The sequence below is a fragment of the Paenibacillus sp. 01T443 genome, assembly GCF_056398325.1.
The window spans coordinates 119,975-142,229 of record NZ_JBFTPE010000016.1; the positions used below are offsets into that span (position 1 = coordinate 119,975).

13 protein-coding genes, 2 pseudogenes and 1 riboswitch are annotated in these 22,255 nt (G+C 50.4%); of the genes and pseudogenes, 1 reads left to right on the top strand and 14 read right to left on the bottom strand.

From position 1 onward, the window contains the following. Positions 1-49: 49 nt before the first annotated feature. Positions 50-3,754 carry a DUF4430 domain-containing protein gene (locus AC1DLI_RS25545; RefSeq protein WP_477607281.1) on the bottom strand — a complete coding sequence of 1,235 codons (3,705 nt, stop codon included), beginning with the start codon at positions 3,752-3,754 and terminating at the stop codon, positions 50-52. Positions 3,755-3,902: 148 nt separating this feature from the next. Then, positions 3,903-4,103, bottom strand: a riboswitch (cobalamin riboswitch). 146 nt (positions 4,104-4,249) lie between these two features. Here AC1DLI_RS25545 and AC1DLI_RS25550 point away from each other — a divergent pair. After that, positions 4,250-4,576, top strand: coding sequence for a YnfA family protein (locus AC1DLI_RS25550; protein WP_477607282.1), 327 nt, complete (start codon positions 4,250-4,252; stop codon positions 4,574-4,576). Positions 4,577-4,705: 129 nt separating this feature from the next. Here AC1DLI_RS25550 and AC1DLI_RS25555 read toward each other — a convergent pair. From AC1DLI_RS25555 to AC1DLI_RS25615, 13 genes and pseudogenes are all read right to left on the bottom strand, one after another. Then, positions 4,706-5,364: pseudogene (locus AC1DLI_RS25555) on the bottom strand (transposase); the annotation flags it as partial. 525 nt (positions 5,365-5,889) lie between these two features. Further along, positions 5,890-7,254 (bottom strand): ABC transporter substrate-binding protein, encoded by a 1,365-nt coding sequence (locus AC1DLI_RS25560; RefSeq protein ID WP_477607283.1) that lies wholly within the window; start codon positions 7,252-7,254, stop codon positions 5,890-5,892. A gap of 203 nt (positions 7,255-7,457) precedes the next feature. Beyond that, positions 7,458-8,441, bottom strand: a complete 984-nt coding sequence (locus tag AC1DLI_RS25565) for a carbohydrate ABC transporter permease (protein WP_477607284.1) — start codon at positions 8,439-8,441, stop codon at positions 7,458-7,460. After that, positions 8,438-9,331 (bottom strand): carbohydrate ABC transporter permease, encoded by an 894-nt coding sequence (locus tag AC1DLI_RS25570; RefSeq protein WP_477607285.1) that lies wholly within the window; start codon positions 9,329-9,331, stop codon positions 8,438-8,440. The genes AC1DLI_RS25565 and AC1DLI_RS25570 overlap by 4 nt, the downstream gene beginning before the upstream one ends. After that, entirely contained in the window at positions 9,331-11,559 is a 2,229-nt protein-coding gene (locus AC1DLI_RS25575; RefSeq protein ID WP_477607286.1) for a DUF5696 domain-containing protein, read from the bottom strand. The genes AC1DLI_RS25570 and AC1DLI_RS25575 overlap by 1 nt, the downstream gene beginning before the upstream one ends. Continuing rightward, on the bottom strand, positions 11,552-13,567 hold the full coding sequence (locus tag AC1DLI_RS25580; RefSeq protein ID WP_477607287.1) for a YIP1 family protein: 2,016 nt from the start codon (positions 13,565-13,567) through the stop codon (positions 11,552-11,554). The genes AC1DLI_RS25575 and AC1DLI_RS25580 overlap by 8 nt, the downstream gene beginning before the upstream one ends. A gap of 27 nt (positions 13,568-13,594) precedes the next feature. Then, positions 13,595-14,452, bottom strand: a complete 858-nt coding sequence (locus tag AC1DLI_RS25585) for a carbohydrate ABC transporter permease (protein ID WP_477607288.1) — start codon at positions 14,450-14,452, stop codon at positions 13,595-13,597. A 4-nt stretch (positions 14,453-14,456) separates the two neighbouring features. Beyond that, positions 14,457-15,428 (bottom strand): carbohydrate ABC transporter permease, encoded by a 972-nt coding sequence (locus AC1DLI_RS25590; protein ID WP_477607289.1) that lies wholly within the window; start codon positions 15,426-15,428, stop codon positions 14,457-14,459. Further along, positions 15,425-18,367, bottom strand: a complete 2,943-nt coding sequence (locus AC1DLI_RS25595; RefSeq protein WP_477607290.1) for an extracellular solute-binding protein — start codon at positions 18,365-18,367, stop codon at positions 15,425-15,427. The genes AC1DLI_RS25590 and AC1DLI_RS25595 overlap by 4 nt, the downstream gene beginning before the upstream one ends. Then, a complete protein-coding gene (locus AC1DLI_RS25600) occupies positions 18,364-19,494 on the bottom strand; it encodes an ABC transporter ATP-binding protein (RefSeq protein ID WP_477607291.1) in 1,131 nt (376 codons plus the stop codon). Before AC1DLI_RS25600 ends, AC1DLI_RS25595 begins: the two co-directional genes overlap by 4 nt. 303 nt (positions 19,495-19,797) lie before the next feature. After that, positions 19,798-20,646, bottom strand: a complete 849-nt coding sequence (locus AC1DLI_RS25605) for an NAD-dependent epimerase/dehydratase family protein (RefSeq protein ID WP_477607292.1) — start codon at positions 20,644-20,646, stop codon at positions 19,798-19,800. 28 nt (positions 20,647-20,674) lie between these two features. Beyond that, positions 20,675-21,898: an enolase C-terminal domain-like protein gene (locus tag AC1DLI_RS25610; RefSeq protein WP_308995873.1), complete on the bottom strand. Its 1,224-nt coding sequence runs from the start codon at positions 21,896-21,898 to the stop codon at positions 20,675-20,677. Positions 21,899-22,119: 221 nt separating this feature from the next. Beyond that, positions 22,120-22,255: pseudogene (locus AC1DLI_RS25615) on the bottom strand (IS30 family transposase); the annotation flags it as partial.

Here is a 22,255-nt window from a genome sequence, read left to right on the forward strand (position 1 = left end):
TAAAATAGCTGCCTCACGGCTAACGCTTAGCCATGAGGCAGCTTGGTGATTATTTCAATTCATGCAACCTGATAATGGTAACCGCCGCCATCTCTCTCGTTACAAGAGCTTGCGGGTTGAATAACCCGTTATCGCCGGTCATCAAGCCTTTTTGGTAAGCCACGTTTACAAAAGGAACAGCCCATGCCGATACGGCATCGCGGTCCTTAATTGCAGCTTGCGGCGCATTCGCGTCAGTCAAGCCCTTAAGCCTAACGAGGACTGCAGCCATTTCTTGTCTAGTAATGGACTCGCTCGGAGCAAAGGCCGTGTCGGAAATGCCTGACATCAAGCCTTTTTCTTTTGCAGCCGCTACATAACCGTAATACCATGCCTGTTTATTTACATCATTAAAGCCTGAATCAGCCTGCAGCGGTTCTTCTCCTGCATATTTGACGACTAATGCAGCAAACTCGGCGCGAGTCAGCTGACGTTTAGGCTCAAATTTCGGATTCTCCACGCTCGTACCGTTCATAAAGCCAAGCTCCGTCGCTTTCGTTACGGCAGCTAGCGCCCAGCTTGCAATCTTAGCTTCATCGGTATATTTCGTCGGTTCTGGATCTGGATTCTCGCCAGGGAGTTGTTCGCCGGATTCGCCCGGCTCAAGCGGTGAACCAAGATCTTTACCTAGATCTTTCGTATATTGCCAGCGCAGCACATCGCCGTTTTTCAGCGTGTAGGCTCCCGCGCTTGATTTAGGGAACACGCCGTTTACGGAATACATCCAGCCGCTTTCCGAACCTTTATCGAATTCAGCAAGACCGCCAATCGCTTGGACATAAATGCTTGCACCTGAACCTGTGTAGTTCAGCGATACGCCTTTTTGCTCCATAGCTCGTTTGAGTGCCGTGAACGCCGTATCTCCTTCGGTCAGGGTCACGGCATAAGGAGCAACGATGTCCCCCTCATTTAGTGAACGTTTTTCAACGGATAACGTGATGGTTTGGGCTATCGGAAGACCTCCGCCGCCTCCGCCAATCGTTAATGCCGAAGTTGTATAAGCAAGAAACTCGGTAAAATGTTTTGTTTTAATAATCAGATCGCCGTTTTGGCTGTATGCGTAAACCTCGTCTGTTCTTGCAGACGAATCCGAGTATTTTTTGATTGGCGTAAATACTCCCGTTTGATCAATGAATCCTGCTTCTTTGTCGCCTTGGCCTTTCAAGGTTAGGGTGACATGTTGGTTGAACTCAATTTTCTCCGAGCCGCCTGCTTGAATGCGAACGGCAATGGCAGCAACCTTTTTATTGTCGGAAGAAAGCGCCGTATTCAGCTTAGCGTCCAATCCGCTTTCCGTCGCGCTAAGATTTTGCGGCAGTTTAAGTTCTTTATTCCATGCCGATGTGACAACTGTATTGACCGGAATCTCAAGCCATGCGTTTCCGCGTTCTGCCGTCACCTTTGGCAATGCTGCCGTCGCGAAAGTAAGGCTCACGTTATTCGTTAGAGGACTTGTCCCTGCTTCTGTGATCAGAACGGATTTTTCATTCTCATTAATCGCAATCGTTTGATCCGTTGAGCCGCTAAGTACGCGAGGGACTACTACAGCTATTGAATCGCTGTCTGTATTGCCGACAAGCGCAGCGCCCAATGCTTTTAATGTAATCGTTCCGCCTTCGGCTGTTCCTGTAAATGAAATCGTCGCTTTATTTCCATCTTTGCTGATCGCATTTACTTGAAGTCCCGTGTTTCCCGTTTGAATGGACCAATTGCTGCTGTTCACCGCATCAGCTGTAAACTCATCACCAACGAGCGTTACCTCGACTGACGGGTTCGAAGCTCCGTTTGCGATTTGTGCTGTCGTTGAAATGGCCGGCCATCTGCTGTAGTAGAACCGCACAACATCAGCAGACTTCAGCTCGTATGCGGCTGCGCCAACGCTTGGAGCGATGCCGTTTACTTCATACATCCAGCCGTCCCAGCCGCCAAGGCTGCCTGCGGCTTGGCCCTGAATAGAAGTGACATAGGCACCGAAGCTGCTGTCTACGATTTTGTAGCTGATTTTCGGATTCGCTTGATCAAGAGCTTGTTTTAGCAAATCCAGTGCCGTTGCCGGTTTTGCCGTATTTTTAATCGTGACCTGCTGTTTGGCGTAAATCGATCCGGAAATTCCGTCTACTTGCAAATCAACTGTGACTGGAAGTCGTAAGGTAATTGAATTACTATTTTGGTTACCAACCAACGCTCCTGGTAATGCGTGGATCGTAACTGGCTTATCCGACACTAGGCCTAAAAGATAAATCTTAACTGTCTGTTTGCTTACTTTTTCTATTGAATAAAATTGCATTCCTGAATCTGAAGTATTAATACTCCAGTTATTAAATTCTTCTGCATTGCTGCTAAATTCATCGCCAACAAGTGTGACAACTACAGGGGATCCTATCGCGCCTTCTTCTAGCTGTGATGTTGTAGAAATCGCAGGGTAACGGCTGTAGTAGAACCTGACTTCATCGTTTGGTTTGAGCTTGTAAGCACTTGCACCAACTTGTGGCGCGATGCCGTTAACCTCGTACATCCAGCCGTCCCAGCCGCCTAATGTGCCCGCATCTTGGCCATCAATGCCTTGAACGTAAGCACCGAAGCTGCTGTCTACGATTTTGTAGCTGATTTTCGGATTCGCTTGATCAAGGGCGGTCTTAAGCGCATCAAGCGCCGTTGCCTGGTTTTTGATTTGCGATACCGAGACGGCTTGCTTGGTATAGATACTATCCGTGATGCCGTCGACTTTAACGCTTACCGAAACTGGCTGTTTGATTTCACCAAAGCGGTACCACACGCTTTTCAGTTGCTGGATATCGGTGAGGGCAATCAGTGCTTGTTCGGTAGCCATACCATTGCCTTTAATGTCGCTCTCATTCCATTTGAAAGTGCCATCCTGCAGTTGATAAAGCACAAATGAATCGAGAACGCTTTTGCCATTGGCCGTCCAAGGATCAGACAATACATCCTCGTTAATGGCAGTCAAACCCGAGACTACGGCGGACATGCTGTTTGAATTTGCTCCGTACATGACTTGCTCATTGTTTAACTGCTTTGTTTTCAAAAATGCCTTTATTCTTGCAATAGACTGCTGCACGGCGCTATCATTCTGATAGTTTCCTAGCGCAAGCAGACCCATTCCCGTCATATCAGAGTCAGAAGTACTTCCAAAAAATGCGAAGCCGCCGTCGCTAAGCTGTTTACTCAATAAAAAGTCTAATGCCTTTTGTTTTGCGGCTGCATTCCACACGCCCACATCACTGCCCAGCTTTGCGCCCGTATCGAGCGCAAGCATCGCCCACATGTGCTTGTTCGTGGAACCAAATGCACCGGTTGCTCCGTCTTGCTGCGCGGCCAGCTCTGCGTATAGGTTACGGTTGGTGTCCCAAGCACGAGCCGGATCCTCCCCCATTGCGAGCAATGCAAAAATAAATCGGATATACTCGGTTCCGGATACGGTAGATTTTGGATCTATCGTCTTCCAGCTAGGCAGTTTCCAGCTGCCGTCCTGCAGATTTTCTCCAGCCCCCCACAGCGCGACAATCTCCCACCAGGATTCCAATGTTTCATTTTTATTTTTAAAATGATTCACTGTTTTCCCAATCATTTCATTTAAAGCAGCGTTTCCAGTGTGATCGGCCGCTTTACTGACTTGGGGCGCAATTAAACTAAAGATTAAAACAAAACTTAAAATTGCAGGCAAGCTTTTTCTTAGGAATGTTTTCAAAGTAAGCAATGTTTTCTCTCCTTTTGGTTCATTTTTGGCAATAAAAAAACATCTTCCGCTTTTGGAAAGATGTTGGGGCTGTCACGTGCGTAAAAAAGCATAGGAAATACCTATAGCTGAAGCACGAATAAACATCTCCCTCCCATCCTCGTGAGAATTATAGAGCACTCTTATGGCAGGTCTCCTGGCTTCGCTTCATTGCTCGACTATCCCCTTCCCGTCCTAACCGGACAGTGGATAAAATGATTGTCAGCTCTGCGATACAGTGGCGGGACCGCGTCGGACTTTGACCGAACTTCCCTATTAAGCTGCTTGCGAATAGTTACTTCACGGCAGCACCATACTAGCTATTCTATGAAATTGTAAGTATCAGACTTGTGAATTGTATCAAAAATTTGTAGATTAGACAAAGGTCCAGTTTGTTTTTTTTCAATGCATATCGATGCAGCACTACTATTCCATCACTCGTTCGGCTTATATAGATTTATAAAAGGAGAGGGTTCCATGCTATTTACGATTTTCCTATTTGTTATTGCGGGACTAGCTGAAATTGGCGGCGGCTATCTGGTTTGGCTGTGGCTCCGAGAGTCCAAGCCTCTTTGGTTCGGTGTAGCCGGCAGTCTAATTCTGATTGCATACGGCGTCATCCCGACTCTGCAGAGCTTTCCTTCTTTTGGGCGGGTGTACGCGGCATACGGCGGAGTTTTTATTATTCTCGCTGTCCTGTGGGGCTGGCTTATCGATAAAAAAACGCCTGATTTTTATGATTGGCTCGGAGCCGTCATTTGTGTCGTTGGCGTCTCTATCATGCTGTGGGCCCCTAGAAGCTGAGCATGCATCGGCTCTTCCCGCATACCCTGCAACCCAAAGGGGCTGTCCCAATAGTAGTAAGCTCGCTGGAGAGAGAGCTCGCTTTGAACAGAAGTGTTGGAAAACATGAAAAAATAGCGCTGCAGTGGGCTATTCCTGTTGCGCTATTTTTCTGTTCTGGTCTATGGCTGCTTGCTTAAGTAGATTATGGGCAAGCGAAAGCCACCCGACCTCTAGGCTTACTTTTGACAAGCCGCGAAGCAGGGACCGCCGGAATCCCCGGTTAGTCTTCATCTGCCCGAATACACTTTCGGGTTCAATCATTCGTCTCGCCGACAACGCATAACCTTCCTCGCTGCGCAGCTTTTCCTGCACCCGCTGCTTGTAACGCATGTATCTCAGACTGACTCGAACCTCTCGGTCGCCTTGCGCCTTCGTACTAGCGGGATTGATGGGGCACCCTTCACAGCTCACACTGCGGTAATGACGATGTCGGATTTCAAATCCACTTTCTGTTATATCTTTACTTTCATAGCGAAAGACAAGTTTCTGTCCATTCGCGCATGTCCACGTATCTTCTTCCTCGTCGTAATGTCCATTGTCGAGCTCACTGATGTCCGTTTGCCATTTCTTCGATTTTTCCTTATGATACGAGCTGTGTTTGACCAACGCCTCAAGCTCTCCCTGTTCTAGGTAAGCCTAGTTCTCTTCTCCGCCCTATCCAGCATCTGCGATGATTGTTCCCGGCAGCTTTCCAAGTGCGGCTTTCAATTTCTCTAAATGCGTTTTAAGCATCGTGTATCCGTAGGGCTTTAGTCTCGCAAATCCAGGGCATCCTCTTAGCCGCCAGCCGCTCCGGTACACTGCAGTTTCTGCAGCAGAATTACGGTATACGCTTCTTTATTTTAGCTACAATGCATTTACTACAGCAGAATAGACGCCACACGTTCCTAATCGCTCAAAAATAGGCACTCCCATTGCAGAAACTGCATTGTACACCTCGATCCAACTCGTTTTTTGTCCATACATTGCAGTAACTACAACGTAGAACTCTGACCGAACTTTTATTATTCTTAGCTTCTACAAGACCATTCGTCCAAATATTTCCAAAAAACATTTAGACCGAGAACCCCATTACACCCGATAGAAATCGACCGCGTTGCTGCAGCAACCGCCGCATGCTCAAACTTAAATCGACGCCTCCGTGTGCCGCTCGGCAACAACTCCAGTTAACCAAGAAACCATTTGTTTTCATGAAAAAAGGGCTGTCTCTCGGGTCTTCAGACCTTTTGAGACAGCCCCTTTTCATTGAGGCCTGCTTAGCGGATTACCGATTATTTCAATGACTCGCGAACCTCTAAAGTCCTTTTATTCCATTTTTCCGTTTCTGGAATGAGTCTATTGATATCGGCACCGTCAAATATGATTTCATTCAAAATATTGTTCCAGTTGTATTCGGACCATGCGGGAATCGTAACGCCTGGCTGGATTTTCGCATTTTCCTTCGCGATTTTGACCGCTTCTTTGTTTTTGCCTTCCCACATTGGCGTCTCGTCATAATAGGCCGTCAATTCCGGATCGATAACGGAAGCATTCGCTCCTTGGTCGATTTTCCACTTTTGCGCTTCTTTCGAGAATTGGAAGCTGATCCACAGGAATGCTTCTTCCTTATGCTTCGAGCCGCTAAGCATCGACAGCGGACCGTAAATGCTGTAGCCAGGCTGGCTTACCTTGCCGCGAGGGAAAGGCAATACGTCCCATTCGAATTTAGCGTCCTTCTTCAGACCCGGCAGCACCCAGTCTCCGCCGATCGCGAAGCCTGTTTTACCGTTTATGAATTCTCTCGTTACGTCGCCCGACTCGGCAGCCTTTGCGTTGCTTTGCATCGAACCGTCCTTCCAGACGAAATCCGAGAGCCATCTTACGTCATTCATGACATCAGGCGTGTTCAGCAAGCTTTGCGTTAAATCCTCATTCATGTAGTGAATGTTGGACGCATGGCCGTCAGCAATCGCCTTTGTGCTCAGCACGCGCATTTGAAATTCTGGCTGCGTCGTCAAGCCGTATTCACCTGCCTCTGGATCCGTAAGCTTCTTGGCAATGTCGCGGAAATCATCATAAGTCCAATCGTTGGCCGGCATTTCCACGCCATGCTTAGCAAGAAGATCCTTATTCACCAAAATCCACATTGGCACGTCTACAAATGGGACTGCAAGCTTTTTGTCTTTGTACGTCATCGTATCGAAGAAGCCTTCGGGCAGCTGCACATCCTGGAAGGTTGGGTCCTTCTCGATATAGGGAGACAGATCCTCCACAAGCCCGGCTTGATCAAACGTAATGAGGTCACTATCGATCCATGTCAAGTCCGCAGGCGTTCCTGCCGCTTCCAAGGAAGCGATAATTTCCATGATCGGCTGACTGTTGACCGGCACCTGCTCGATCGTGATCCATGGATATTTTTCGTTGAATTTTTTGTATAATTCCGTGTACGAATCCGACCATGAGATCAGCTTTAAGGTTACGGGGTCTTTTTTGACATCTGGCGCGGGCTGGTTATCCGCTGCAGCAGGCGGATCGGTTGCCTCACCCGTATTGTTAGGGACGTTGCTGCCTCCGTTATTGCTGGAGCAAGCAGAAAGTATTACCGAAAACATCAATACGAGACACAACATCCACGTTAAACCGCGTTTGTTTTTCACTGTTTTAACCTCCCAAAAATTTTGTGATACGCAAGAAGCTCATCATTTATGAGCATGTCTGTAGAGCAAAACTCGCTTCGTAAGCCTTCCCCTCAATGTACGCAATAAAACGGTTCTTCCGATCCTGCCGCGGAGCCTGCAACCCTTGCCGAATCATCACCTCCTCATAAGCATCAACATGTGGTTCCTGTCCTGTACAAGCTCTACTCGACGATTCCCGTTCTCTCGATTCCGCTTACGAACCAGCGCTGCAGAAACATGAACACGAGTATCGGCGGGAGAATGATCAAGAAAGCCGCGGCCATTTTGGTGCTTTCCGTGATCGGATTCACAATGGTGCGGGTGTTCCCAAGCAAGGACGGATTCAGCACCTCTTCGAGCATATCCAAACGAATAGACAGCGGCGTAAAGCCTTTCGTCAAAAACATCGACGGCTCGTAGTACATATTCCAGTACCAGATGAACGAGAAAAGAAATACGACCAAGCAGGCGGAGCGGGCAAGCGGCAGCATAATTCCGAAAAACAGCCTTGCCGTTGAAGCGCCGTCCAGCTTCGCTGCTTCTTCCAGGCTTGGAGGCTGCGCTTTGAAAAACTGCCGGAAAATCAGAATAAACAAAGCACCCTTCAGTCCCTGCCCGAAGATCGCGGGAATGAGAAAAACGAATATTGAATTCAACAAGCCCAGCTTGCTGAAAATAACATAAAGCGGGATGATGATGACCTGCGGCGGAATCAAAAAGGTCAAAATGATAAGCGCCGTAAAAAGTCCCTTGAACGGCAATGCCAGACGAGCCAGCGCGTAGCCGGTCATTGCGCAAATCATGACCTGTACCAGTGAGCAGCTCACGGATATAAGGGCAGTGTTCCTAAGCGCCTCCGGGTATTGCAAGCCCTTCAGCGCCTTCGATACATTTTCCCAAGTTACTTCGCGAGGAATCCATTTCACGGTCGGGTCCAGCAGATCGCTCATGTTCTTGAACATCGTGCTGACCATATAAAGAATGGGCTGCAAATAGAGATAAGCGACAATCGAGAGCAGCAGATAGATGACAAGCTTAGCTAGCAAACCGTCGGATACGCTTCGTCCCAGCACCAGCATCTTCGTTTTTTGCGCTTTTCGGCCCCAAAGAACGCTTCTGACGCTGCGGCCCGCCTTCTCAATCTCAGACTTCATCGCAGTAATCATGAATGTACCCTCCTTGTCTTGAGGCTTCGGTTGAACAGCCATAATACGAGGGCGATCAGCGCGAAAATGAATCCAAAATAAATCCAAGCGAGCGCGCTCGCATAGCCGTAGCCGGTATCGACCTTAAACATGTTGCTCTTAATATGCGCCAGCACCGGATTAAGCGGGAATGTAAACAAATCGATGATCGTGTAAAGCACATTCAGGCTGATGAACGGCACGCACGCTGGCAGCGTGATTTTCCAAAAGCTGTCCCACGGGGATGCCCCGTCAATGCGTACGGCTTCATAGATCGTCGGAGAAATCGTCTGAAAGCCTGCGATAAAGATTAGAATCTGTACGCCTGAATACCATAAGATAAGAATCGCCTTGCCCAGCACAGCCATAACCGTTTCGGCAAATTGCTTGCCTACGTACTCCTCCACGAGCGGCAGCAAATTATACTGCTCCAGGAAAGGAATATCCCCGGCTCCTTGCAGGAAAAGCTCAGAGAGCACCTGCCCCGTAGCAAATATAACCGGTAGAAAGAACAACGCGCGGTATATGAAACGACCAGGAAACTTTTGATTGAGCATTAATGAAATAAGCAGGGCGAATATAACGATGATCGGAACCATCAGCAGCATTTCTTGGAAATACGTGATCAGCTCGATCGGAAAAATGTTATCCTTCAAGAAGGCGTCCCGGTAATTGCGGAATCCGAGCCACTCGTACTTAAAGCCTCCCACCGCAACTTGGACCTTGTTGAAGGACATAAACAACGACCAGCTGATGGGGATGAGCACAAACATCGCGAAACCGATCATCCACGGCAGCATAAACATCAAGCCGAGCCCATAGCCCTTCCAAAGATGGAGGCGCGCTGCGCGTCCCCTTGCTTTCGCTTTCATTACGCGCCCTCCCCTTTCTCCACTTGGAATGTCTTGCTGCCATAATCGACAATGACGCGCGTGCCGTCCTCATATACCGTCGCGAACCTCGTCTCCGACAGCTTTTCATGATCGGTTATCTTCTGAGAGAACACCGGAGCAAGGGAATCGAAAGCCTCGTATTCCTTCAGGATCCGTTCCGTCCACTTCTCGTATTGCGTGCTGAATAGGAAGCCTGCCGACGTATACTTCAGCTTTCGCGAATCATCATGGGTTAAGAAGAACGAAGGAACAGCCCCATATTCTATCGCTTTCAGAAATTCCGTCTCTACATCATTGCGCAGGTTGCCGTCTCCAAAGGAATAAGAAACATAACCGTGAAGCGCTATCGGATAAAAGGGTACGGTCTCATCAACCATGAAATCGTAGCTGGATTCGTAAGGAAGGCCGGCAATATAGTCTGTCTGCCCAACCGTATAGTCATTGCCGCGGTAAACGCTGGCCGAGCCGAGCGTTTTCTGCGCGTAGGCGAGCAAACCATCATAAATAGCGATCGTATCCGAGCGCGTCGCAATGCCCGACGGATCATAATCATGGAATACCATCTCGCCAAGATAGTTGAACAACATACCGGACACTCCGATGTCCTTAAGCTTCTCCATCGTTTGATACGCCATGGCAACGGTGCGCGCAGGCTTGCTGATAAACCAGCCTTCATCAATGAATACCGTTTCGTCGATGCCGCGAATGCCGTTTGTTTTGCCCGATAGCTCGGAACTTTCCGAATCGATCCAAACAAAATCATCCTCGAACAGCACATCAATGCCCAGCTTAGTCATCTTGGAAATAAAATCTTTTGCCGCTGCTTCGCCGCCAAGTGACTTCTCGATCGGAAAGCGGTCATACGAATCGTAATCGCCTTGATTTTGCCAGCCGTAATAAATGACCTTTAAATGATCGACGCCCTGCTCACGCAAGTCGTTCACCATTTCTGCTGCCTGCGGGAAGGTGGTCGCAGCGATATATTTGATTTTGTTAAAAGCCTCCGTGTAGCTGCCTCCCATCACTTTTAGGTAAAGCGGGATATGGTCAACCGGCTTCAGCGTTTCCTTCAGCTTGCCTGTCTCCGCCATATAGTCGCGGTAGGCCTTCGCCATCCCGACATAATCGGCGTCCCCGCCGTTCAGAAAGCGGTACTCCACCTCCCTATCCGTTTCTAAGCGCTGCTTCTGAACCGCTTTGAGCGGTGCAGCGAGACGGCTCATCCGATACAAATATTCCTCGCGGTAAATCTGATTGGCGTACACGTTGTACAGTCCCGATTTCAGCCCCGGCGGCATCGCCGCGATATTCGCTGAATCTCCGCCCTCCGTAAGAACTGCCATAAAGGCGTTGCTGCCTCGCTTCATTCCGAACACCGGAAAAGCAATATTTTCCCGTCTTTCCCCGGAACGGCTCCAGTTGCCGGTATTGGTTAATTCCAACCCGTACACCTGATGGATGTAGCCCCTTGAAACCCCTGCCCGTTCGCTGTCAAAAGCAATCAATCCGCCGGGTCCGTCCGGTACGAAGATATAACCGTCCTCCTCCGGCGCGGCAGCACCGAAGTAAGGAAGCAAATCAACCGTAAAGATGGCATATTCGCCCTCTTCTTTAATGCCGTCCGTTGGGATCCGTGCCTTTAACCCCTTCGGCGTAAGCTCGTATTGGATCGTAAAGCCAAGCTGCCGATCGGGAAAAACATAGGAGACCTGCAGGCCTGCCGCGGTTTTGATCAACGTGGTTTGAATCTTGGGATCGCTTGCATTCAGAACCTCGCGAATCGTCTGGTCCTTCCCTTGCGTCCTTACATATGTCAGGACAAAGGGCGATTTTAGATTGGCAAGCAAGACGCCCTTCACCGTTTCGTTGCCGAGCTGCTCATCCGCCCTATTGCTGCTCCACCGGTACCCGGATCGCTTATCGACTAATGCAATCTGCGTAGTGCCGGGATGAATATAAAGCGTAAAATCATCGTTTTCCAGCGCTTCGGCAAAACCGTCAGCCCCTGTTTGCGGCGACCATGCTTCCCCTTCGTACAGAGGAGCACGGCTGGCCGAAGGCTTCTCGATTCCAGTCAGCTCCAGCGCTTTGGCAGGCGTCAGCTCGTCACCTTGCAGGAAGAGGATGCAGGAAACGGCAGCAAGCATAATTAAAACGATTGCCGCGAGCTTTACGCGAAGGGAAGTGCGCTTGATGAGCTCAACCATAGAAGGTCACCTCCTTGTAAAGCTGATAGAAGAAATCATATAAATTGTAGGACAAGCCAAACACGAGAAAAGCAAACAACCAAATGGTGCCAATGGTAAACACGGTAATGGCAATATTTTTGAGTGACTCCAGAAAATCAAAATTATGAATGACCTGCGTCATGACGATGAGCATGACGCCCATCCATAGAAACATGACTGTATTTAGCGAATCCACGATCACCCGCTCGTCGAGCGTCACGATATTGGACAAAATTAACGTCGGAATGGAAAAGAACAGATATGGAGCAAGCGCATAGGCGCTGCCTTGAATGACCTCTCTGAATTTCCCTTCTCCGTCCTTCACGCTGCATACGAGATAATTGGCAATGATCCAGGTAATCCAAGGAACCGTGAATAAGCCTAAGCTGCCGAACAGATTAATTTGCGACAGCTCCACAGGATGGAAAAGAAATCCGGTGTAATAGATTGTCAAGATCTTTACCGCCACGGCAGCTGTCAAAATCAGAATAATGATCCAAGGCGCGACTCTCGCTTCCTTTAGCCTGTAAAAACCATGGTAAGGATGAAGCATGACGTACCAAAGATTTCGCAAATCGCCAAGCGGACGCTGCCAGGATAGCGGCAGAGGCCGATGCTTCAACCATTTCCGGACGGCCGACCCGCCGAATCTCAGCAATAGCAGAAATACTGCCGCTGACGCCGCCAGCCAAATGAAATGTTTTTGCAGAAAGTCCAGACGGATTTGCCAATACGCCTTGGAGTAGCCCTCCGTGTCGAAGGCTGTTTTCAGAAACGATAAGGCAGTATCATAATCGCTCTCATGCAAATACACCTTGCCGAGCCCTTGAAACACGCCGTTATACATGTCATTGCGGGCATATACCTTATCCCAGTAAGGCTTGCTCTGCTCATACTTGCCCTCTACATAAAGCGTAAGCGCATTCATCACATCGCTCCCGAACTCGGTACGGACAAATTTATGTATCGTACCGGTGCGGCTGTCGGATATCCAAACGCCGAATTTGGAATCTACGCCTATGCTTGTCGGAAACCCGAGAACGCCGTACTGCTGCGTTTCATTATCGATTAGCCCGAATGCAAACAACGCCTCCGCATTCTGGTCGTAGATATTGACGCGGGCAGAATCCATGTCGACGTTGTACAAGAAGCCGTTCGAATCGCTCGTTACATCGACAATGCCATGCCCGTTCACCAAGGTTTTGTTCTTGAAGGCGTCTACGCCCCCAGCATTCAGCTTGCGGATAGCGCCCTGTCCGAATCCCGCAGCTGTTGCCGTATAAATGAAACCATCCCCATCAAGCGCAACGTTCGTAATCGGACGAGGCAAACTTGCCAGCTCCTTGGACAGCTGCTCCTTGTTGAGAATGAGCTTCTTCAGCCAATTGAGCACGGTTTGCTGCGCCTTGTTAGCGCCGAAATAACCCATGAACTCCCCGTCCTCATTCATGCGAAGCAAGCCTTGGTAGGAGGAATTCAAGCTGATGTACATCACGCCGCGCCGGTCAACCACCAGCTTGACGGGCACAAAATGCTCCTGCTCCAGAAAGGTGGACTCCGGCTTCTTATATTCACGGACAAACGAGCCGTCCGCTCCGAATACGGCAATGCGTTGATTTCCTGAATCAGCGACATAGATCAGCCCATCCGGAGTAACGAACAAGCCCTCCGGCGCACTGAGCATGCTCTCCCCTTCTTCCGCGCCAATCGAGAGAAGGAGGGCACCGTCGTTATCTAGCACAACGACCTTATTCGCCCCTTTATCTGCAACGTACACCTTGTCGTCCGCTCCTACCTGCAAATCCATCGGCTCGACAAAGCGCGTGCCTTTTGTTTCTGCAGGCGCATATACAGGCTGGATGCGCAGCCATGTCGCTTGATTGCTGTCATAGTAGGAGGTCCGGTAAGGGAGCTCCGCATAGATCGCTTCGGGTGCGGCAAGCATGAAGGTCGCCGCAAGAAGCAGGAATAATAGAAATCTCTTCATCGTTACGACTTCCTTTGCTGATTGGAATTACTTGATTCCGGAATGAACCATCGTCTCGAGTACTCTCCGCTGAAAGAGCAGAAAGATAATGAGGTTAGGCACGAACATGAGCAAGCCTGCTGCTGCGGCTACGTTCTGCCCCGCCACACTGTTCTGAAGCCCGCTGAGCAAGCTATTGACGTAGAAGGCCAACGTTCTCATGGTTTCCTCTTGCATGAATAACGTCGATGTCTCCACATCGCCCCATACGCCTTGGAACGTGAAAATCGAAATGGTCGCAATGGCGGGAACGGCCAGCGGCAGCACTATTTTTGTAAAGATGCCCAAATGGCTTGCTCCGTCGATCTTCGCCGCCTCCAGCAGCTCACCGGGGATTTGCGATATAAAGCCGACCAGCATGAATACCGCGATCGGTGAAGCCAGGGCGGGCAAAATATGACCGAAATACGTATTGTTTATGCCGAGACCGCTAATCATCAGGTATCTTGGAATGCCCACCGTCTCTGGCGCGAACATCAAGGATAACGTGATAAGCGCCAAGATCAGCTGCTTGAAATGAAACTGGTATTTGGCAAGCACATAACCCGCCATCGTGCTGACGATGATGACCGCGGCAAGCGTAAACCCCGCTACGATCAAGCTATTGAACAGATACCGGGTGAACGGAACCGTCGCGTTTGACGCATGCAGAATAAGCGATTCAAAGTTGCGCAGCGTCGGATTTTGTACCAAAAACCGCGGAGGAAATAGAAACAGCTCATTTTGCGGCTTGAAGGCATGGTTCAAAATAAACACGATCGGTAGCGACATAAACGCGGCGAGCGCGGTAAACACCGTAATCAGGACGACCTGAAAAGTCGTTACTCTGCGAAGTCTTCGAATCATGGTTTTATAGTTCCTCCTTTGATCCGAACAGCCGGTAAGCGAATCTCATGGCAAAATAGCTGATGAGCAGCAGCATAACCGAGACAGCCGAAGCATAACCAAGCTCGAAGCGGATAAAAGCATAATCGTCGATATGATTGATGATTAAATGTCCCGAGTACGAGGGCGTAATCGCCATGCCGGTCAATTGGGTCGAAATCCCGCCCGCCTTCAGCGTCCCCACGATGGACATGACGGCGCTGAACAGCATTTGCGGCTTCATCGACGGGACCGTGATGTAGAAAACCTCCTGCAGCCGGCTCGAAATCCCATCGATTCGGCCAGCCTCGTAAAGCTCGCGGTTTACGGTCTGAAGTCCCGCGAGCATCGCGAGAAACCCGACGCTGAAGCTCACCCAAAGCGAAACGATTATCATAATATTCAGCAAATATTTCGGGTCCTGCAGCCAGATAACCGGACTGTCAATCCATCCCATCTGCAGCAGGAAATTGTTGAAATAGCCGACGCGGTCGCCGCTGAACGTTGCAATCCAGACGACCGACAACGCGACTCCGCCAGCCATGGATGGCGCATAAAACGCCAGCGTATAGTAATCGCGAATGCGGATTGGCAGCTGATGTATGAGCCAAGCGAATAGAAAAGCAAGAATATAGCCGCCCGGCCCTACGATCAGCGCGAACAAAAACGTGTTCGGAATCGCCTTGGTCAGAAAAATAATGTCCTGCGTGAACAGGCTGATGTAATTGTCTATCCCGATGAAATGCAGCGAGCCGAAGCCGTCGTAAGACGTAAAACCGAGCGTTGCGGCCATCACGACAGGAATGACGATGAATAATAGAAAGCAAAGGAGGAACGGAGCGAGAAACAGATAGCAAAAAGCATCACGTCTAATTTCCCGCCAAAACTGATTCCATTTCAACCGAAGCGCCGATTTGGGCTTTGTCACCTTTAAACCGGGAGATAGCTGCGTATTCATTTCTGCGGTTCCTCCCATTCATAAGGTTGTGAAATTTGTGGAATTCGAAGATCGTCTCCCGCCGCTATGCCAAAATTATTTTGCCTCCGGTTCATTTCACGCTGCAGGGAAAGCTGCGCCTGCTCCAGCGATTCCTGTGCCGGAATGCCTTCCATTACCGTGCGGTTCCATGCGAATTCCATTTCCCGCGTCAGGAAGTAATAGCCCGGCACATAGGGCATGTTCTTCGCCCAGCGCGCCTGCTCCCGAAGCGCGGCCAAATCCTCGCTCGGCCAGGCGAGTCCTTGCATGGCATCGGTGTTGGCGGTATTCCACCTGAATTCGATCCCATAGAAGGATTCCATATCCTTGGCGTATTGCGACTGCACCTCTTCGGAGGTCCACCATTCCAAGAACGCCCAGGCATCGTCCTTCCGTTCGCTTTTTTTCATAATCATCGCGGCCGAAATTCCCTGCGGCGACCACCTTGCAACCTCGCCGTCCGCCTGCTTGATGCCTGGCAATGGAGCGATTTTCCAATGTCCCGTAATTTCCGGGGCAGCGACCAGAAGCTGCACGTACGTATTGAAATCCGCTATGCCGATCGGGATATCCCCGTCGCGGAAATGCTGGAAGAACGCCGGAATATCGATGGGAAGATTATATTTCCGGTAAAGCTCCGTCCAGCGTTTGAATGCCTGCTGGCCCGCATCGCCCGACAGCGTGCCTTTCAAGCCGTCCGGCGAATAAGCCTCTGCTCCGTTTTGAAAGAAGAGCGTCGAGAAATCGCTTTTCGGATAATTCATCGTCATTCCGTTTTCCTGCAGCGTCGGCAGAATATCGAAAACATCCTCCCATGTATCGGGAGCCTTCAAATGCAATCCCTCGAGAATATCCGTCCGATAGAACAGCATCTGGAAGTTTTGCACCTCGGGCAGCCCGTAGATTCTGCCGTCATAGCTAAGGGAACGGCTGACACCGGGAATAAACCGGTCAAGCACCTGATCAAAGCCGGGAAAGCCGGATAAATCCTGGACAGCATCCCTCATGGCGAAATCCGCAGGCGTGGATTCTCCTACCCCAAGCGCGATGTCCGGCACGTCTCCTGCAGCGTTCCCAAGAATCAGCATGTTCGGATTCGTCATCAAATTGATGTTCACTTCAATGCCCGTTCGGGGCGTAAAATCCTGATCGACCATTTCGCGCAAAAGCTCGACGTAATCCCGTCCCCGCTGGACCCAGATGGTCAACGCTTCCTTCCGGTTGTGTTTGCGCGTGTCATAGTCCAAATAGAACGAGCGTCCGAAGTCCGCAATGGAATACGGAACTCTCGAGAGTGTGCTTGCCACCTTCAAATTCGTTTCCGTTCCCGGCGTGCGTACGACGATATAATCCATGAGCAGCGGCTGCTGCGTCAGCGTCGCCATCCAGGTTCCGATATTATTCTGAATGGTGGAGAAATCGTTGATCTTATTCGGAATTTCATTAACATCCTCCAGCATCTTCGCCAAGATCGCCTCGGAGCCTTTGATCGCCTCCGACAAATCGGAGTCCTTCTTGTTGAGACCGTTAATATAATGGCGTATATCCGTCAAATGAGTAATGAAGCCCGACATCTTCTTCTCTACATCCGGCTCTAGCTTCAACATATCCCATGTCCGTGTCGAATCAATGTTCGCATCGAAGCCCGATTTACTGTAATTTCCCGTTAGCAGCCTAATGTGCCGGTCGAAAGCAGCCAGTTGTTCCAGAGTTTCCTTCAGTGCGAGATATACCGGCTGAACGAGAGACGAATCAACGGTCATGCGCAGCGTGTGCGCACCTTTCTCCAAATAAAATCGAAAGGGTTCGCCTTCGCCATCCGCAAGCGTTCCAATCTTGAATTCTTTATCCGTCGGGATAGCGTAATGCAGCAGCTCTTGAAACGGCGTCTTCCCGTCGATCGAAATCATGCGGTACGCCTCAAAGCCGTTCCGGTAATTTTGGAACGTTTTCAGATCAAGCTCATACCACCCGTCGTTCGGCACCGTGAGCTCCCATTCCACCCATTCGCCCGGCAGTCTCCACCGTTGTCCGCCCAGCACGTTGTACGTGATTCGTCCCTTAGGATCGGGCGATATATAGGGCTCTGACCAGAAGTCGGTCTGGATTGCCAGACTCGACTTCCGCTTGAACTGCTCGGCTTCGATTACACCGTACCAGCTGGGCTGCGTCTCAGCGTCAGGATGTAAGCGCTTGTAATTTTCGTAATCCGGAATCGCTTCTTTAGGCCTGAAGGAGATATCCCGCAATGCCACAGATTCTCTCACTCCGGTAAGCCGCAGCGAATGCGTCCCTTCCTCCAGGCGATAAAGTAAAGGCTCGGCGGAAGCCGATAGAACGGCTGCCGCTTTCCTGCTCCAGCCCTCCAGCTCTGTTTGCGGAGGACGAATTTGCTGACCGATCTCATTACGGTCATATGGGAACTTAGAATCCTTCCACTGCCGCTCCAGCTCAATTCGCTCCGACTCTGCAAACGGAAAGCGCCCGTCAATCTGCACACCCCGAACGACCGAGGCGCTGCCGCCAGCAAGCGGCTTGTAATCAAAATGAAGCTCATACCAACCACTCTTTGGAACGCTAAACGTCCATTCCACCCAGCCCCGTTCATTTTCCCAGCGCAGCGCGGCCTTATCCTGTTCATCATGGAATACTTTCGCTTCATCGGCGGCGGCCGAATATTCCCTCGGCAGAATCGTGACCGCTTGCAAGGACTCCTCCGTTTTCCCCGCCTCTGGGTGCTGAACCATCAGCTTGGCGTAAGGCAGCTCCTCGGCTTTGCTGTCGAAGGAGAGCAGCTGCTCCGTACTGACGGAGGTAGCATGAAGGACCGGCTCGCTCGCCGTGATCCAGCGGAAACCTGCGAACACGAGCGCCAGTGCCAGCATAAGACGAAGAACGATGCCCAGCATCCTCCTCATTCCGCCACCCCTCCAACTGCCAGGGATAGGCCGGACTCCTCGTCAAAAAAGTGAATCTTGTTCATGTTAAAGCCGACAAGCAGTTGCTCTTCCTTCCTAAACACAGTCTCAGGCTCTGTTCTGCCAATTACCGTTTTCTCGCCGACCTTCACGTACACGTACGAATCGGCGCCAGTCACCTCCGACATCTCCACCGTGCAGCGCGCAAAATCATTCTCGGGCGTTTCCGTATCCTCTCGTTTCAGCCACACATGCTCGGGGCGAACGCCCATTACGCAATTGCGAAGCGAGCCCGGTTTGGCTGTAAAATGGCGGTAATAACGCTCCGGAACCAGAAGCTTGAGACGCTTATTGAGAAAATAATAGTTCCCGTTCTCCCGTACGAGGCTGCCCTCCAAAAAATTCATCTGAGGCGAACCGATAAATCCCGCCACGAACATATTCGCAGGCTCATCGTACAGCTGGCGCGGCGGCGCGACCTGCTGAATGATCCCGTCCTTCATGACGACAATCCGCGTCCCCATTGTCATTGCTTCGACCTGGTCATGGGTGACATAGACCATCGTTCGTTTCAAGTCGCTTTGCAGCTTGATGATCTCCGCCCTCGTCTGGGCACGCAGCTTGGCATCGAGATTTGACAGCGGTTCGTCCATAAGAAACACTTGAGGCTCGCGGGCTATCGCCCGGCCAAGCGCGACACGCTGCTTTTGCCCTCCCGAGAGCTGGCTCGGCTTGCGCTCCAGAAGATGCGAGATCTCCAATATTTTCGCCACACGGTTAACCCGAAGCGCAATGTCATGCTTGGCTGTTTTACGAAGCTTTAACCCTAGCGCGATATTTTCATAGACCGTTAGATTGGGGTATAACGCATAGTTTTGAAAAACCATTGCAATGTCCCGATCCTTTGGCGAAACATAGTTTACGAACTTCTCGTCGATGTACAAGTCCCCTTCGGTAATTTCCTCTAAGCCTGCCAGCATTCTCAGCGTTGTGGACTTACCGCAGCCGGATGGACCTACGAGTACCAGGAACTCCCCCTCCTCAATGGAAAGGTGGAAATCGTTGACCGCCGGACGCGACTCCCCTTTGTAATGCTTATAGACATGGCTGAACGTGATGCTTCCCACCCTCACTCACCTCTCATGACGTATTTTCTTCCTCTTGCTACCATTAATGTTAACGTATCCGGGCTGCGGCAAATATGAGGCGATATTTTCTTTTGCAGTCAAAAATTAGCTTCTATCAAATGCAAGGTTTAAACCTTATGCAAAAAAACACTGTCAACAAGCGTAAACGGCTGTCGCCGTCCTCATTGGCAAAAGCTATCGTTTCGCGGAGATATATAAGCACATTTATAAGTGAAAACATATAAATTCTCATATATTAAAAAAAAGCCGCTCTCCTCGAACGGCTTTCTCTAGCTTCCAATCCTATTCGATTGTTTCCCTATGATCCGACCATGAATGCTTTGGACGCCAGCCAAGCACATCCTGCGCCAATTGATTGCTGACCACCGCAGTTCTTCCGTGGAGCGAAGCCCGGCGATCCATCACGTCAGGATAAAAATGGTTTAGCAGCCGCTCAGTCTCCCAATCGCTGAGCGTATCGCTGCTCGTAATATTGAGACAAATCGTTCCGCGGTCCTCCACTTCCAAGGACGCGAGACATGCGCTGACGGCATCACGAATATCAATATAGCTCCAGAGGATATGCTTGAATGCTTCCGGCTTGCTAACCGCGAGATGCTTGTAATCCTCCGGCTTCGTAATCATGGAGAAGCGCAGCGAAATTACCTGCATTCCGTTTCGGCGGTCAAACATCGCTGCGGTAAGCTCGTTAACAACCTTCGATAAGCCGTAACATTCCTGAGGCTGCTGCGGATGATCCTCATCCAGCGGCAAATAATCCGGAGAGAACGGTGACGGCGCCCATGCAAAGCCATAGGATGACTCGCTTGAACCCATCACGACCTTTCTAATGCCCAAAATCGAGGCTGCCTCCAAAATATGATAGCCCGCAATGGTATTATTAGCGAAAATATAGGGATGCGTATAAACGAGCGGTGCAGGAATGGCTGCCAAATGGATGATCGCATCCGCGCCGTGAAGCGCAGAGACCACCTGCCCGAAATCGTTCAAATCCACGTTTATCTGTTTACAGTGCAGCTGACTGGACCGCTTGTTATCCAAGGATACGACCTGGTAGCCATGCTCCTGCAGTGACTGAATGAGCTGAGTGCCGAGCTTGCCGCTCCCGCCTGTTACTGCAATGGTCTTCATGCTGAGAAGCACCTCCGTTTATTTGCCATTATGGCCGTACTAATGTTCCATCTGCCTTGCGGTCAAGATGATAGGGATTATGGTAAGCAGACCGATTCCAATTCTCTCCAACGAGCAATTGCGCCTTTAGCTCATCCAGCTCGATCCCGAGGCCTGGCTTATTCGAAGGATACAAATAACCGCCCTTTCTGACGATATGCCCTTCAAAGGCATCAAGCTCCTCCGCCCTAAAATGGTTCACTTCCTGAATGCCGAAATTCCATATCGCCATGTCCAAATGCACAGCTGCCGCCTGATTAACGGGATCATTCTCACCGCCCTCCTGCCATGCGGTACGTACGCCAAAGGCCTCGCATAATGCGGCGATTTTGCGGCATGCGCTGATGCCTCCTGCTTTGGAGACGCGCACGCGAATGAAATCAATCAGCCTCTCCTTCACCAGCTCCGTCCATTCCTGCGGGTTAACGAACAGCTCGCCGACCGCTTGTGGCGTAGCACTCTGCTGGCGCAGCTGGCGGTACCAGCCAATCTGCTCCGGTGCCAGCGCATCCTCAAGAAAGAATAGACCGTAAGGCTCGACTCGCTTTGCGAGCTGGATCGCATGGATAGGCGAGAGATGTTCATGTACGTCATGGGTAAACTGAACACCCATGCCGAATGCCACCCGCAGCTGCTCGAACATGCCCGGAATGGCATTCAGGTAGGCCTGTTCGTCAAACACCGGCCCCTTTGTCCATGCGCGCTCGGGAAGATTCGCCTTATCCGCCCCAATGAAGCCGCCGCCCCCATACCCGCCCATTTGCACGCGGATGACCGTATAGCCCTCTTCCATGAAGCGATGAACATCCTCCTTCAGCTCGACGATATCCGATCCGCCGGCATGTCCGTAACACGGAACGGCAGCGCGGCTTGCCCCGCCCAGCAGTTGATAGACCGGCAGTCCGGCTTCCTTGCCTTTAATATCCCATAAGGCCATATCGATGCCGCCGATCGCGGTATGCAGAATAGCCCCATTCCTCCAATAACCGCTCATATACATCGTCTGCCAAAGGTCCTCTATATTGGCCGCATCCCTGCCGATCAACACCGGCGCCAGCAATTGCTCGATCACCTGCACGACGGCCTCCGGATTATAAACATCCGAAGCGGAGCCGAGTCCATAAAGCCCGTCTTGGTCCGTCAGCACCTTCACGATTGTCCATGTGCCGTTTTTTCGCGTACGTATGCATTTGATTCCCGTTATTTTCGCCATGCTCCCACCATCCCTTTTTTGTATCACGTATAGTGTAAGCGAATTCTGCGTCGTTCCAAATGAGGCATCCTTAAATTTTCTGTCCTATGATTGGCCTCTTGATCCCTGCAAACAAGCGTAAACGGCTTTCGCCGTCCTCTGTGGCAAAATCAGTCGTTTCGCGGAGATATATAAGTACATTTATATGTGAAAACATATCAATTCTTATATATGATGGATTGTCAAGCTAAGTGCGACAGTTCGTCCATGAAGGATTCGGATGCAGACTTCCAGCCCAGACATTTACGAGGGCGATGGTTGATGAGGCGGACGGCATCTGCCAGTTCCTCGTCAGAAACCGTTGCAAGGTCATGACCC